The sequence below is a fragment of the Streptosporangiales bacterium genome, from assembly GCA_009379955.1.
Classification (GTDB): domain Bacteria; phylum Actinomycetota; class Actinomycetes; order Streptosporangiales; family WHST01; genus WHST01.
Map to the genome: position 1 here is coordinate 11,838 of WHST01000016.1, position 13,089 is coordinate 24,926.

Genomic DNA, 13,089 nt, shown 5'->3' on the forward strand with positions numbered 1-13,089 from the left:
CGGCGGGATGCTCGGTCATCTGCCGTCCCTCGCCTCGACCGTACGGATGCGGGCCACGGTACGGGGTGCGACCGACGGCGCACCCCGTCCGTCCACACCCTCTCTTTACAGGGCGATATGCAACGTTGTACAACACGAGGGACGCATCTCCGGCCGCCGAGGAGTCCCGTGCTCAACGCTCGTGCCACGCTCGACCCCGCGTTCGTCGTGGGCGACCTCGACCGCCGGCTGTTCGGCTCGTTCGTCGAGCACATGGGCAGATGCGTCTACACCGGGGTGTTCGAGCCCGGCCATCCGAGCGCTACACCCGAGGGGTTCCGGCAGGACGTTCTCGAGCTGGCCAGGGAGTTGGGCATCAGCGTCGTGCGCTACCCGGGCGGCAACTTCGTGTCCGGGTATCGGTGGGAGGACGGCGTCGGACCCGTCGACGAGCGGCCCACCCGGCTCGACCTCGCCTGGCGGTCGGTCGAGACCAACGCGTTCGGGCTGGACGAGTTCGTCGAGTGGACCAAGGCGGCGGGCGTCGAGCCGATGCTCGCCGTCAACCTCGGCACCCGCGGCGTGCAGGAGGCCGCCGACCTCGTCGAGTACGCCAACCACCCGGGCGGCACCAGGCTCTCCGACCTGCGCAAGAAGCATGGCGCGGAGAAGCCGTACGACGTGACGCTGTGGTGCCTCGGCAACGAGCTCGACGGTCCCTGGCAGATCGGCCACAAGACCGCCGACGAGTACGGCCGGCTCGCCGCCGAGACCGCCAAGGCGATGCGCCTCGTCGACCCGCGCGTCGAGCTGGTCGCCTGCGGCAGCTCCAACCGCGGCATGGCCACGTTCGGCGAGTGGGAGCGCGTCGTCCTCGACCACGCCTACGACCACGTCGACTACATCTCCCTGCACGCCTACTACGAGGAGCAGGCGGGCGACCTCGGCAGCTTCCTCGCCAGCGCCGTCGACATGGACGCGTTCATCGACGAGGTCGTCGCCGCGTGCGACCACGTCAAGGCCCTGCACCGCAGCTCCAAGCGGCTCCGGCTCTCGTTCGACGAGTGGAACGTCTGGTACCAGCAACGGTTCGCCGGTGCGGCGAACCTGCCCTGGGAGGAGCGTCCACGGCTCATCGAGGACGAGTTCTCCGTCGCCGACGCGGTCGTCGTCGGCTCGTACCTCATCACGCTCATGCGGCACGCCGACCGGGTCGGCGTCGCCTGCCAGGCGCAGCTCGCCAACGTCATCGGGCCGATCCGCACCGAACCCGGCGGCCCGGCGTGGCGGCAGACGATCTTCTGGCCGTTCGCCCAGGCGGCGCGGCTCGCCCGCGGCCGGGTGCTCAGGGTCGAGCCGGTGGCGCCGTCGTACGACACCGCCGCGTACGGGCCGGTCGACGCGGTCGTGCTCACCGCCACGCACGACGAGGAGTCGGGTGACGTCGCCGTCTTCGCCGTCAACAGGTCGACGACCGACGAGGTGCGCATGGCCGTCGACCTGCGGGCGCTGCCCGGCCTCCGCGTCGCCGAGCACCACGTGCTGACCGACGACGACGTGCGGGCGAGCAACAGCGCCACCGATCCCGACCGCGTACGGCCGCGCGCCGGTGCCGGCGCGACGGTCGGCGACGGCACGCTGCGACTCAGGCTCCCGCCGGTGTCCTGGAACGTCCTTCGGCTGTCGGCCTCCGACTGACCGCAGACCCGGTCGCCCGCGGCCGGGCCAGCGCGGCGATGCCGAGTGCGGTCAGGATCAGGCACACCAGGCCGAACCAGTCGCCCCACCGGGTGTAGAGCGTCGTCCCCTCAGGGACGGGAAGGTCGGCGGTCACCGTGGTCACCGGCCGCGGGCCGTCGGCGCGCACCTCCCGGATCACCCGCCCGTTGTCGTCGGTAAGGGTGAGCACGCCCTGCCTGGACGCCCGGACGACGGAGAAGCCGTTCTCCACGCCGCGCAGGTACTGCACGCGGCTCTGCGACCACGCGTCCACGTCGAAGTCGAGCGCGGGCACAGCCATCATCCGCGCACCCGCGCGAGCGTTGTCGCGGCCGAGGCTCGGGCGACCCATGTCCGCGCAGATCGCGACGGCGACCCGGTGGGTGAGTCCCGGGACGAACGAGCGCTCGTGCCCGGCCTCGAACTCGTACTCCACGCCCGGCGCCAGGTAGCGCTTGTGGTACACCACCGGCGCGCTGCCGTCGGGCGGGACGACGAGCGCGACGTTGGAGAGCTTTCCCTGCGTGCGCAGCTCCACGCCGACGACCGCGACGGTCCCCGTGGCGCGGGCGGCTTCGGCAAAGCGTCGGGTCAGCCCGGGCAGGCTCGTGTCGTCTGCGACGAAGTCCTTCTCCGGGAACACCACGATCCGGGTGCGGTCCGGAAGCACGCGCATCGCCGCGACGTCGGAGTCGAGCAGCTTGCGTCCCGCGGAGGTACCCGCCTCGGGCTGATCGCCGCCCGGCAACGCAGCGGCGACCGCCGCGACGCGCACGGTCGGCGTGCCGGCCGGCTCGTGCAGCCGGACGGCGCCGTAGCCGAGCGCCAGCAGCACCGTGACGCTGGCAGCCAGACCGGTACGCATCCGCCGCCGGCCCGGCAGCGCCGGTGCCACCACCGCGGCCACCGCCGCCGGCACGCCCATGACCAGGAAGCTGACTCCCCACGCCCCCGTGGCGGAAGCGACCTGCAGCACGGGCAGCAGGTCCGCCTGCGTGGTGGCCAGCGTCCAGTTCGCGCCGAACGGCAGCAGCGTGGCGAACAGGTACTCCGCTCCCGCCCACGCCGACGCGGTCGTGACCACCGCGAGCAGCGGTCGACCGCGCACCAGCAGGCCACGGAACGCGAGCACGACCAGGCAGAACACCCCCGAGGTGCACGCGAACACCCCGGCGACGAGCGGCAGCGGGAGGGTCAGGTCACGTGTGTAGTAGAGGGCGACGTTCGCCAGACCCAGCAGGTACGCGACGAAGGCCGCCACGGCGATGACACGGCCCGAGACCCGCGGAGCGAGCAGCAGGACCGGCAGCGGCGCCAGCCAGGTGAGCCAGCCCACCGGCCGCAGGCCCGTGCCGAGGTAGAACAGCGCCGCCGAGCACAGCGTCGCCGCGAGCAGGAAGGAGATACGGCTACGCCGTGATGCCATCGAGAATCCTCCAGACCGCGGCCTCGCAGAGACCCCGGAACTCAGGCTCGGGCAGGGCGATCCTGCCGCCGTCGTACAGCTGCACCAGGCCGTGGATCGTCGCCGCGAGGACGAGCGCGACCTCCCACACGTCGCACTCGCGCAGCAGTCCACGCCGGATGCCCTCGGTCAGCATCGCCGCGAGCAGGTTGAGCGTCGGTGACCGGCCCGCCTGGAAGTCCTCGGGGAACCGGCGCGCCTTGTCGCGTCGCTCGGTGAAGAGGAACGAGTAGAGCCGCGGCGTGCCTAGCGCGAGGTCGAGGTGGTCGCCGACCACCTCGGCCACGTGGGACTCCAGGTCCTGGTCGTCGGCCCACACGCGTCCCTCCCACTGCTCGGCGAGTTCGGCGAAGGCCGCGTCGGCGACCGCAGCGAGCAGGGCCTCCCGGTTCGGGTAGTGCCGGTAGATGGCCATCGGAGTGACGCCGACCGCGGTCGCCAGCCGGCGCATGCTCACCGCCGCCGAGCCCTCGGCGACGACGACGACACGTGCCTCCGATGCGATCCTGGCGGCCGTGGTCCCTGTCATGTCTACACCGTACACGTCCGACGTCTACGGTGTAGACCAGCCCGCCGGAGCGGCTACGCGTGGTGCACGGACGCGACCGTGTACAACCGGGGCTCGGCGCGCGCGATCGCCGTGGCGGCACCCATGTGCTCGCGGGCCGTCGGGTCGGCGAGCATGGCGCGGAAGGCGTCGGCCGACTCCCACTGCGCATAGTTGACGACCCGTTCGCCGTCGACGCTCGCGTGGATGTTGGCCGACACGAAGCCGGGCACGTGGCGCATGACCTCGTCGGTGGCCGTGGCCAGCACGTCCACCAGCTCCTGCTGCCTGTCCGGGTCGACCTCGAAGACGTTGATCAGCGTGGCGACGTCCACCGCCGGGTCGATGGTGCTCGTCATGAGGTGACTCCTCCGTGCGGGTCAGGACGTGCGTGCGTGGGTGCCGGCGCCCGCGGTGCTCTCGCGGACCACCAGGCGGTGGTCGGCGGTCAGCTCGCGCGGCTCGTCGTCCTCGCCGCGCAGCTTGGCCGCCAGGGCGCGGACGGCCTCGCCGGCGATCTGTTCCTTGTCCGGGGAGACAGTGCTCAGCGTCGGGACGTGGAAGGCGCCGTCCTCGATGTCGTCGAACCCGATGACCGCGACGTCGTCGGGCACCCGCAGGCCGCGCTCGTGCAGGGCCCGCAGCGCGCCGAGCGCCATCAGGTCGTTGAAGCAGAACACCGCGTCGGGTGGCCCGTCGCCGTCGAGCAGCCTCGTCATCGCCGCGGCGCCGTCGGCACGGGAGTAGCGCTCGACGGTGGCGACGAGCTCGCCGGCGTACGGGAGTCCCGCCGACTCCAACGCCTCGTGGTAGCCGGCGAGACGCAGCCGGGCGGTCTGTCCGGCCTCGACGCGCTGCGCCCCGATCGCCGCGATCCGGCGCCTGCCGAGCCCGACGAGATGGCCCACCGCCTCCCGCGCGGCCGCGACGTTGTCGATGGCGACATGGCTCGCCGGCCCGTGCGAGACGCGTTCGCCGAGCAGGACGAGCGGGACGTCGATGCCGATCTCCGCGAGATCGGAGCCGTCGAGGGCGAGCGGGCTGAGCAGCAGGCCGTCGACGAGGTTGCTGCCGAGTCCCTTGATCGCGACGAGCTCACGTTCGCGCACACCGTCGGTCTGGTCGATAAGCACGGTCCACTGCTGCTCCTCGGCCGCCTTGATGACGAACCTGGCCAGCTCCGCGAAGTACGGCGAGTCGAGCTCGGGCAGCGCGAGCGCGATGAGCCCCGTACGGCCGCGGCGCAGGTTGCGTGCGGAGAGGTTGGGCCGGTAGCCGAGCGACTCGATGGCCTCGACCACCCGCTGGCGGGTCGCCGGCGTGACGTGGGGGTAGTCGTTGACGACGTTCGACACCGTCTTGACCGAGACGCCGGCACGCGCCGCCACGTCTCGCAGGCTCACCGCCATGTCGTGCCTCCCACCCTGAACCGCGCGCTCACGCAAGTGCGTAGTGGTCGACGGTACCCGCCGGCACGAGCCCGGGCCCGGCGCTAGTGTCGATCGGGTGAAGAGACTCGCGGGGTTGCGCACCGTGCTCGCCGGGCGCGACTTCCGCCGTCTCTACGCCACTCGCCTCGTCTCCCAGTCCGGGGACGGCCTGTTCCAGGTCGCACTGGCGGCGTACGCGTTCTTCGACCCGCAACGGCAGCCGACGGCCCCCGCCGTCGCGGCGGCGTTCGCCGCACTGCTCCTCCCGTACTCCCTCGTCGGACCGTGGGCCGGCGTGTTCCTCGACCGCTGGCGGCGCCGTCAGGTGCTCGTCGGGGCCAACGTGGTCCGCGCCGTGCTCGTCCTCGCGATCGCCGGCGTCGTACTCGCCGACGCTCCGCTGGCCGCGCTGCTCGGCCTCGGTCTCGTCGTGGTCAGCGTCAACAGGTTCTTCCTGGCGGCGCTGTCGGCGTCCCTGCCGCACGTCGTGCCGCGGCGCGAGCTGGTGACGGCCAACTCGCTGTCCACCACGTCCGGCACCGTGGCCGCGTTCCTCGGCGGGGCGCTGGGGTACGGGCTGCGGCTCGTCTTCGGCGAGAGCGGCGGCGGCACGGCCGCGCTCCTTGCGGTGACGACGGCCTGGTACCTGTGCTCGTCGCTCGTCGCGGTCACGATGGCCAAGGACCTGCTCGGACCCGACCTCGACACCGAACGGTCCGACACCCGCACGGCCCTGCGCGACGTGGCCCACGGCATGGTCGACGGCGCCAGGCACGTGTGGCAGCGCCGGGCCGCCGGTCACGGCCTCGTCGCCATCGCGTCGCACCGGTTCTTCTACGGCATCTCGACTATCTCGGTGCTGCTGCTGTTCCGCAACTACTTCCACCCGCAGGCGGTCGCCGCGGGTCTTGGCGGGCTCGCGTTGGTGCTCGGCGCGACGGGGGTCGGCTTCCTCGTCGCCGCGCTCGTCACGCCCGTGGCGACGCGACGGATGAGCAAGCAGACCTGGGCCACCGTGCTGCTCCTCGGCACCGGCGTCATCCAGCTGGCGTGCGGGCTGCCATACGACGAGCTGCTGCTGGTCGCCGCCGCCTTCGGGCTCGGCATCGGCGCGCAGGGTCTCAAGATCTGCGTCGACACCCTCGTCCAGGAGGGCGTCGACGACGCGTACCGCGGGCGGGTCTTCTCCTTCTACGACGTGGTGTTCAACGTGTCGTTCGTGTCGGCCGCCGCGGTGGGCGCGGTCGCACTGCCGGCGTCGGGCAAGTCGTACCCGGTGCTCGTCGCGACGGCGGCCGGGTTCGTGGTGACCGCCCTCGTCTACACCGGACGCACGCGGCGGCTGTCCCGCCGTGGTGACGCCCTGCCGGCGGTCCCGTAGGGTGTCGGTCGTGCCCGCACGATCACTCGACGAGCTCGTCGATCCCGGCTGGGCCAAGGTGCTCGCGCCGGTGGCCCCACAGGTCTCCGCCATGGGTGAGTTCCTCAGGTCGGAGGTGGCGGCCGGCCGCGGCTACCTGCCGGCCGGGGAGCACGTCCTGCGCGCGTTCACCCGTCCGCTGGACGACGTGCGAGTACTCGTCGTCGGCCAGGACCCGTACCCGACGCCCGGTCACCCGGTCGGGCTCTCGTTCTCGGTCGCCCCCGACGTCAGGCCGGTGCCGCGGAGCCTGGCGAACATCTTCCGCGAGTACACCGAGGACCTCGGGCACCCGACGCCGTCGACGGGCGACCTCACGGCGTGGGCCGACCACGGGGTGCTTCTCCTCAACCGCAGCCTCACCGTCCGCCCCGGCGCGCCCGCGTCGCACCGCGGCAAGGGCTGGGAGGCCGTCACCGACCAGGCGATCCGCGGGCTCGTCGAGCGCGGCGGACCACTCGTCGCCATCCTCTGGGGCCGCGACGCCCAGTCGTTGCGTCCGGCCCTCGGCGACGTGCCTGCCGTCACGAGCCCGCACCCCAGCCCGATGTCCGCCGACCGCGGCTTCTTCGGCTCGCGCCCGTTCAGCCGGGTCAACGCGCTGCTCGAGAAGCAGGGTGCCGACCCCGTCGACTGGCGCCTTCCGTAGGACGTCCTACGCGTCCGGCGTGAGCAGGCCCGCGTCGTGTGCGAGCAGCGCGAGCTGCACGCGGTTGTTGAGGTCGAGCTTGGCGAGGACGCGCGATACGTGCGTCTTCACCGTGGGCACGCTGAGGTAAAGCGTGGCGCCGATCTCGGCGTTCGACCTGCCGTGCCCGACGAGGACGGCGATCTCGCGCTCGCGGTCGGCGAGCACCGCGAGCCGCTCGGTCGCCTGCCGTGCGCGGGTCTCCGCCCCGGACTCGGCGACGCGGGCGATGAGCCGCCGGGTCACGGCGGGGGAGAGCACCGGCTGGCCGTCGGCCACGCGCCGCACCGCGGCCACGATCTCGGCCGGCGGGGTGTCCTTCAGCAGGAAGCCCGCCGCGCCCGCCCGCAACGCCCGCAGGACGTGCTCGTCGGCGTCGAACGTCGTCAGCACGATCACCTCGGGGGCGGACGGACGCGTGCGCAGGGCCTCGGTGCTCGCGAGACCGTCCATCGTCGGCATCCTGATGTCCATCAGCACCACGTCGGGCGCGCACTCGTCCACCAGGCGCAGCGCCTCGGCACCGTCACCGGCCTCGGCGACCACCTGGACGTCGGGATCGTCGCCGAGCATCAGGACGAGACCCGCGCGCAGCAGCGGGTCATCGTCGGCGATCAGCACCCGGACCATCATGGCGGCCAGGGTAGCCACGCGTGCAGAGAGAAGCCGCCCGCGGTGTCGGGGCCGTGGTAGAGCCGGCCGCCCACGAGTGCGACCCGCTCGGTCAGGCCCGCCAGGCCACGGCCCGACCCGGGTGTGACGTCCACGGTCGCGGTCGGCGCCGTGTTGTCGACCTCGACGGTCAGGCCGTCGCCTGCACCGCCGGCCACGGTGACGCGCACCTGCGCTCCCGGCGCGTGCCGTCGCGCGTTCGTCAGCCCCTCCTGCACGATCCGGTACGCGGTGCGCCCGAGCCCGTCGGGCACCGGCCCCGTGACGTCGGTACGCGACCGCACCGTCATGCCCGCCTGCCGCGACTCCTCGACCAGCGCGGCGCCGTCGGCGAACGTCGGCTGTGGCAGCTCGCCCACGGGCGCGCGGAGGATGCCGATCACCTCCCGCAGGTCCTGCAGCGCCTGGTGGGCCGTCGCGCGCAGTACGCCCGCGGTCCTGGTCACGTCCTCCGTCGACATGCTCCTGCGGTACTCCAGCGCGCCGGCGTGCACGCTCAGCAACGACAGCCGGTGCCCGAGGACGTCGTGCATCTCCCTGGCGAGATCCTCGCGCGCCTCACGCTGCGCCCGCTCCGCGCGCAGCTCCGCCTCCGCCTCCGCGCGGCTGGCGCGTTCCCGCAGCGAGAGGATCAGCTGCCTGCGGTGCCGGACGAAGAAGCCCCACCCGACGACCCCCGCGGTGCCGACAGCGGTCAAGGCGAGCACGAACGCCGTGTTCCCGTCGTGCGGCCACAGCGCGAGCATGAAGCCGGCCGTCCCGAGGACGCCGACGCCGCCCACGACCAGTGACGGCAGTGGCCGCCGGTGCACGGCGAGGGTGAACAGCGCGACGAGCATGGCGCCGTCGGCGAGGATGCTGTACGTCGACAACGGCAGCAGCACCAACGCCAGCGCGAGCGGCCACCGGCGCCGGAACCACAACAGGGCGCAGCCGACGACGGTGAGGACCACCTCGACGAGCAGGGCGCCATCCGGTGTCGCCGGGTCGTCGCGCAGCACCAGAGCCCACAGCGCGCAGTACGTCAGCGCGCCGGCGAACAGGCAGCCGTCGACGACCCAGTCGCGCACACCGCGCCGTCTGGCCTCGAGACCTCCCACAGGCAGCAACGTACCCGGACCACACGGCCCGACCGTCAGGCTCGACCACGGCGGCGACCCAAGTACCTGACGCTCGATACCTCGGTCGCGGCGACACCGGTCACGACGCGACCATGGCCGTCGCGGGAGATCCCTCCGGCCGATACCCGCGCGACCGGCCCGCGCCTAGCGTCGTTCGAGGTACCCATCCCACGAAGGAGACGCGACCCATGACGGCAGGCGGACGACCGCCCACGACGGGACCCGACCGGTCGTCCGTGCACCGACCTGCGAGCGGCCGGCGCGTCGGGATGCTGCTGGCGCTCGGGGTGTTCCTCCTCGCGCCGATCACCGCCGAGTACCTCACCGGCTACGACAACACCGTGGGCCAGCCGCTGGAGCTGCTCGGCGGCTTGCTGATCCTCGGTCCGCTGTACGGCGCTCCCGCGCTGATCATCCGTGAGGTAGTGCGCCGCACCGGGCGCGGCTGGCCGAGCATCCTGCTGCTCGGCCTCGCGTTCGGCGTGGTGCAAGCCGGGTTGGTCGACCAGTCCCTGTTCAACACGTCCTACCGCGACATCGACTACTGGGACGACATGATGTGGCCCACGTACATCCCGGTGCTCGGCATCAGCGCGTACAACGCGATGACCTTCCTCATGGGGCACATGGTGTCGAGCATCGGCGCACCCATCGCGGTCGTCGAGTCGCTCGCTCCACGCCGCCGCACCACACCCTGGCTCGGCCCGATCGGGCTCGGCGTCGCCGGCCTGCTGTACGTCGCGGCGTCCGTGCTCGTCTACGACGACCACGTGAAGACCGAGCAGTTCCACGCCTCCGCCGGACAGCTGGTCGGCGCCACCGCCGTGGTCGTCGGCCTGGTGGTCACCGCGTTCCTCGTCGGGCGGCGGCCGAGGCCCCGGGTCGACCGCCGGGTCCCGCCGGCATGGCTGGCCGGCGTGCTCTCCGCGGTCGCACTCAACGGCGCGGTCATGCTGGCGCCGACCTGGCTCGCCGTCGCGGTCACCCTCGTGCCGACGGCGGGGCTCGCCGTACTCGTCGCCAGGTGGTCACGGTCGGACCGTTGGAGTCCTGGCCACGTACTCGCCCTGGCGGCCGGCGCGCTGCTCGCCCAGGCCGCGGTCGCGTTCACGGTCGATCCGCTGGGCGACGTCGCGCTGGTGCTCAAGCTCGCGCACAACGTGATCCTCGGTCTCGGGGTGGCCGGGCTGATCACGGCGGGGGCGCTCGCCCTGCGCCGGTCTCGACGGGGATCTTGTCCGGAGGCTCCGGGCCGCGACCGAGCCGACGCCTGACGACGCCGGCGAGCCGGACGCGGTACTCCTCGAGCGGCAGGAACGCCAGCATCATCACCAGGTGCGGCCAGAACGCGATGCCGATCGTCGCGAACACCGCGACGTGGAACAGGTACCACGCGCCGACAAGTCGGCGTCGCCACCTCTCCGGGACGAGGAAGATGACCGGCGAGGTCAGCTCGGCGAAGAACATGACGTACTGCATGACGTGCAGCGACCAGGGGATGTGCAGGAACAGCTCGCCGACCTCGGTGCCACGCCTGATCACGGCGCGGGACACGGTCGCGGAGTCGAGCCACTCCAGGCCGCCGAACCGCAGCTTCGCCCACGACGACAGGAAGTACGTGAAGATCGCGACGATCTGGACGGCGCGCAGCGCGAAGCCCGCGCCCTCGCTCCTGCGCCTGTCCGACAGGTGGGCGAGGCCGACCGTCGGGAGCAGCGCGAGGGCGAGAACGAAGTCGCCCCTGTCGTGGTCGACCTTGCCGTAGGCGAACGCCACGTACTGGTACCAGATCCAGCAGATCGCCACGGCCCAGCCGAAGAGCCGCGGGAACCTCCCGGTCATCGCCAGCAGGGCGAAGACGACCGACCCCCACTTCAGCACCTCGACGACGAGCACGCCCGCGGCGGGCAACTGGAGGTACTCGCCGACGAGCATCGGCTTGTACCAGACCGGGTCGGCCCAGCCGTGGTAGTAGCCGGACGTGTGGAGCACCAGCACGTCGATCGGCACGAACGCGTACACGAACAACCGCAGGATCGCGATCCTGGCGAGCGGGACGGGCGGGAAGAACCACCCACGGATCCGGCTCACGGGCTCTCGCCGTTCCACACCGCGAGCACCGTCGTACGGAGCTGGCCGGTGGGCGCGCCGTCGACGATGACCGACGAGCGCCTGACCAGCCGGACGTCGGTCCACTCCGGCGCGTCGGGCCGGAGCCGCTCGTGGCTCTGCGCCAGCGTGCCCAGGCGGTCGGGGTCGGCGACGATCTCCGGCACCTGACCCTCGATCTCGGCCCGGTTGAGCCCCACGTCGGACGGGTTGATCGCGGCGACGGTCCACTGCCGGCTCACGGTCGTCCGCACCTCGATGGACATCACCGACACCGCGCCGGTGGGCTTGGTCGCCGTGGCGAACATCCGCCACGGACCGAACGGCCACCAGTGGTCGTCGCCGACGAGTGACCCCGCGACGAACAGGGCGGAGACCACCAGGAGCACCACCGCGCGCCACGTCCGCGAGGCACGACCCAGAGCGACCGTCTCGACGGCCGCGTCCGCTCCTGGCCGCTCCCTCATCGAGGCGATGCTACGTGAGCGCCGTACGGCGTACTCCTGCGCGCGCCCGCCTCCGCTGACACCGGCGATCGGTTGCGCCATTCCAGGCGAGCGGACCGGTCATGCCGGTCGTGGCCGCGGGCGTCCTACGGTGGGAGGGCCCCGATGCCGCCCGGCCGGGGGGGGCCGGGCGCACACGACAGGACGGTGGTCCGATGTCCCTGGCCGGCCGCGGTGAGGCCTACATCTTCGATGCCGTGCGCACCCCGCGCGGGCGCGGCAAGCGCGGCTCGCTGCACGACGTGAAACCCGTCACGCTCGCCGCCGGGGTCCTCGAGGCCCTGGCGAGCCGTACCGATCTCGACACCTCCGTGGTCGACGACGTCGTGTTCGGCTGCGTGTCACCCGTCGGCGAGCAGGGCGGTGTCATCCCGCGCACGGCGGCGCTCGTCGCCGGCTGGGACCTCGACACCCCCGGCGTCCAGCTCGACCGCTTCTGCGCCTCGGGACTCGAGGCGGTCAACACCGCCGCGGCCAAGGTCCGCTCCGGCTACGAGGACCTCTCGGTCGCCGGCGGCGTCGAGTCGATGTCCCGCGTGCCGATGGGCTCCGACGGCGGCGCCTGGATCATCGACCCGGAGACCAACGCCGCGCTCGGCTTCGTCCCCCAGGGGATCAGCGCCGACCTCATCGCGACCAGGCACGGCTTCACCCGCGACGACGTCGACGCGTTCGCCCTGCACTCGCAGGAGAAGGCCGCGCTGGCGCGGAAGAAGGGGTTCTTCGACCGCTCGGTCGTGCCGGTGCTCGACCGCAACGGCCTGCCGCTGCTCGTCCAGGACGAGACGATCAGGCCCGACACGACGATGACCGGACTGTCGGCGCTCAAGCCGAGCTTCGCCGGTGTAGGCAAGGTCGGGTTCGACACCGTCGCGATCGACAGGTACCCCGACGTCGAGCGGATCGACCACGTCCACACACCGGGCAACTCCTCGCAGATCGTCGACGGCGCCGCCGCGATGCTCATCGGCAACGAGCACGCGGCCGAGAGCCTCGGCCTCACCCCGCGCGCAAGGATCCTCGCCACCGCGTCGGTCGGCACCGAACCGACGATCATGCTGACCGGGCCGATGCCCGCGACACGCAAGGCGCTGGCCCGCGCCGGGCTCGGCATCGACGACATCGACCTGTTCGAGGTCAACGAGGCGTTCGCCGCGGTCGTCCTGCTGTACGAGCGCGAGCTCGGCGTCCCTCCCGACCGGGTCAACGTCAACGGCGGCGCGATCGCGCTCGGCCATCCGCTGGGCGCGACCGGCTGCATGCTGCTCGGCACGCTGCTCGACGAGCTGGAACGGCAGGACCTGCGCCGCGGCGTCGCCACGCTGTGCGTCGGCGCGGGAATGGGCGTGGCGACTGTGATCGAAAGGGTCTGACGTGGGCACCGAGGCCATCAGGTACGAGGTCGACGGCGACCGCGTCGTCACGCTGACCAT

General features: G+C 72.4%; 13 protein-coding genes. 5 read left to right on the plus strand and 8 right to left on the minus strand.

The genetic code is table 11. From position 1 onward, the window contains the following. Nucleotides 1-168: 168 nt before the first annotated feature. Nucleotides 169-1,677, plus strand: a complete 1,509-nt coding sequence (locus tag GEV10_07120; protein ID MQA78235.1) for an alpha-L-arabinofuranosidase — start codon at nt 169-171, stop codon at nt 1,675-1,677. Here the strand turns inward: GEV10_07120 and GEV10_07125 are convergent. The 4 genes from GEV10_07125 to GEV10_07140 are packed head-to-tail and all read right to left on the minus strand — an operon-like array spanning nt 1,625 to nt 5,119. After that, on the minus strand, nt 1,625-3,124 hold the full coding sequence (locus GEV10_07125) for a nitrilase (protein ID MQA78236.1): 1,500 nt from the start codon (nt 3,122-3,124) through the stop codon (nt 1,625-1,627). The two genes, GEV10_07120 and GEV10_07125, sit on opposite strands and share 53 nt — an antisense overlap. Continuing rightward, complete coding sequence (locus GEV10_07130) at nt 3,108-3,692, minus strand: TetR family transcriptional regulator (GenBank protein MQA78237.1); 585 nt, start codon at nt 3,690-3,692, stop codon at nt 3,108-3,110. Before GEV10_07130 ends, GEV10_07125 begins: the two co-directional genes overlap by 17 nt. 53 nt (nt 3,693-3,745) lie before the next feature. Then, complete coding sequence (locus GEV10_07135) at nt 3,746-4,069, minus strand: antibiotic biosynthesis monooxygenase (GenBank protein MQA78238.1); 324 nt, start codon at nt 4,067-4,069, stop codon at nt 3,746-3,748. 21 nt (nt 4,070-4,090) lie between these two features. Beyond that, nucleotides 4,091-5,119: a LacI family DNA-binding transcriptional regulator gene (locus tag GEV10_07140; GenBank protein MQA78239.1), complete on the minus strand. Its 1,029-nt coding sequence runs from the start codon at nt 5,117-5,119 to the stop codon at nt 4,091-4,093. Between the two features lie 97 nt (nt 5,120-5,216). On the opposite strand from GEV10_07140, the gene GEV10_07145 reads away from it, so the two are divergent. Together GEV10_07145 and GEV10_07150 are read left to right on the plus strand one after the other, a co-directional pair. Then, nucleotides 5,217-6,521 (plus strand): MFS transporter, encoded by a 1,305-nt coding sequence (locus GEV10_07145; GenBank protein ID MQA78240.1) that lies wholly within the window; start codon nt 5,217-5,219, stop codon nt 6,519-6,521. Nucleotides 6,522-6,531: 10 nt separating this feature from the next. Further along, nucleotides 6,532-7,209 (plus strand): uracil-DNA glycosylase, encoded by a 678-nt coding sequence (locus GEV10_07150; GenBank protein MQA78241.1) that lies wholly within the window; start codon nt 6,532-6,534, stop codon nt 7,207-7,209. 6 nt (nt 7,210-7,215) lie between these two features. Here GEV10_07150 and GEV10_07155 read toward each other — a convergent pair whose 3' ends face one another. Continuing rightward, nucleotides 7,216-7,881, minus strand: coding sequence for a response regulator (locus GEV10_07155; protein MQA78242.1), 666 nt, complete (start codon nt 7,879-7,881; stop codon nt 7,216-7,218). Next, nucleotides 7,878-9,020, minus strand: coding sequence for a sensor histidine kinase (locus tag GEV10_07160; GenBank protein ID MQA78243.1), 1,143 nt, complete (start codon nt 9,018-9,020; stop codon nt 7,878-7,880). The genes GEV10_07155 and GEV10_07160 overlap by 4 nt, the downstream gene beginning before the upstream one ends. A 209-nt stretch (nt 9,021-9,229) precedes the next feature. Between GEV10_07160 and GEV10_07165 the strand changes: the two genes are divergently transcribed. Further along, entirely contained in the window at nt 9,230-10,315 is a 1,086-nt protein-coding gene (locus tag GEV10_07165) for a hypothetical protein (GenBank protein ID MQA78244.1), read from the plus strand. Here GEV10_07165 and GEV10_07170 read toward each other — a convergent pair. Continuing rightward, a complete protein-coding gene (locus GEV10_07170; GenBank protein MQA78245.1) occupies nt 10,233-11,132 on the minus strand; it encodes an MFS transporter permease in 900 nt (299 codons plus the stop codon). The genes GEV10_07165 and GEV10_07170 overlap by 83 nt on opposite strands. After that, nucleotides 11,129-11,617, minus strand: a complete 489-nt coding sequence (locus GEV10_07175; GenBank protein MQA78246.1) for a hypothetical protein — start codon at nt 11,615-11,617, stop codon at nt 11,129-11,131. The genes GEV10_07170 and GEV10_07175 overlap by 4 nt, the downstream gene beginning before the upstream one ends. 194 nt (nt 11,618-11,811) lie before the next feature. Here GEV10_07175 and GEV10_07180 point away from each other — a divergent pair, with 194 nt between their 5' ends. Next, on the plus strand, nt 11,812-13,029 hold the full coding sequence (locus tag GEV10_07180; protein ID MQA78247.1) for an acetyl-CoA C-acetyltransferase: 1,218 nt from the start codon (nt 11,812-11,814) through the stop codon (nt 13,027-13,029). The last annotated feature ends 60 nt before the right edge of the window (nt 13,030-13,089 follow it).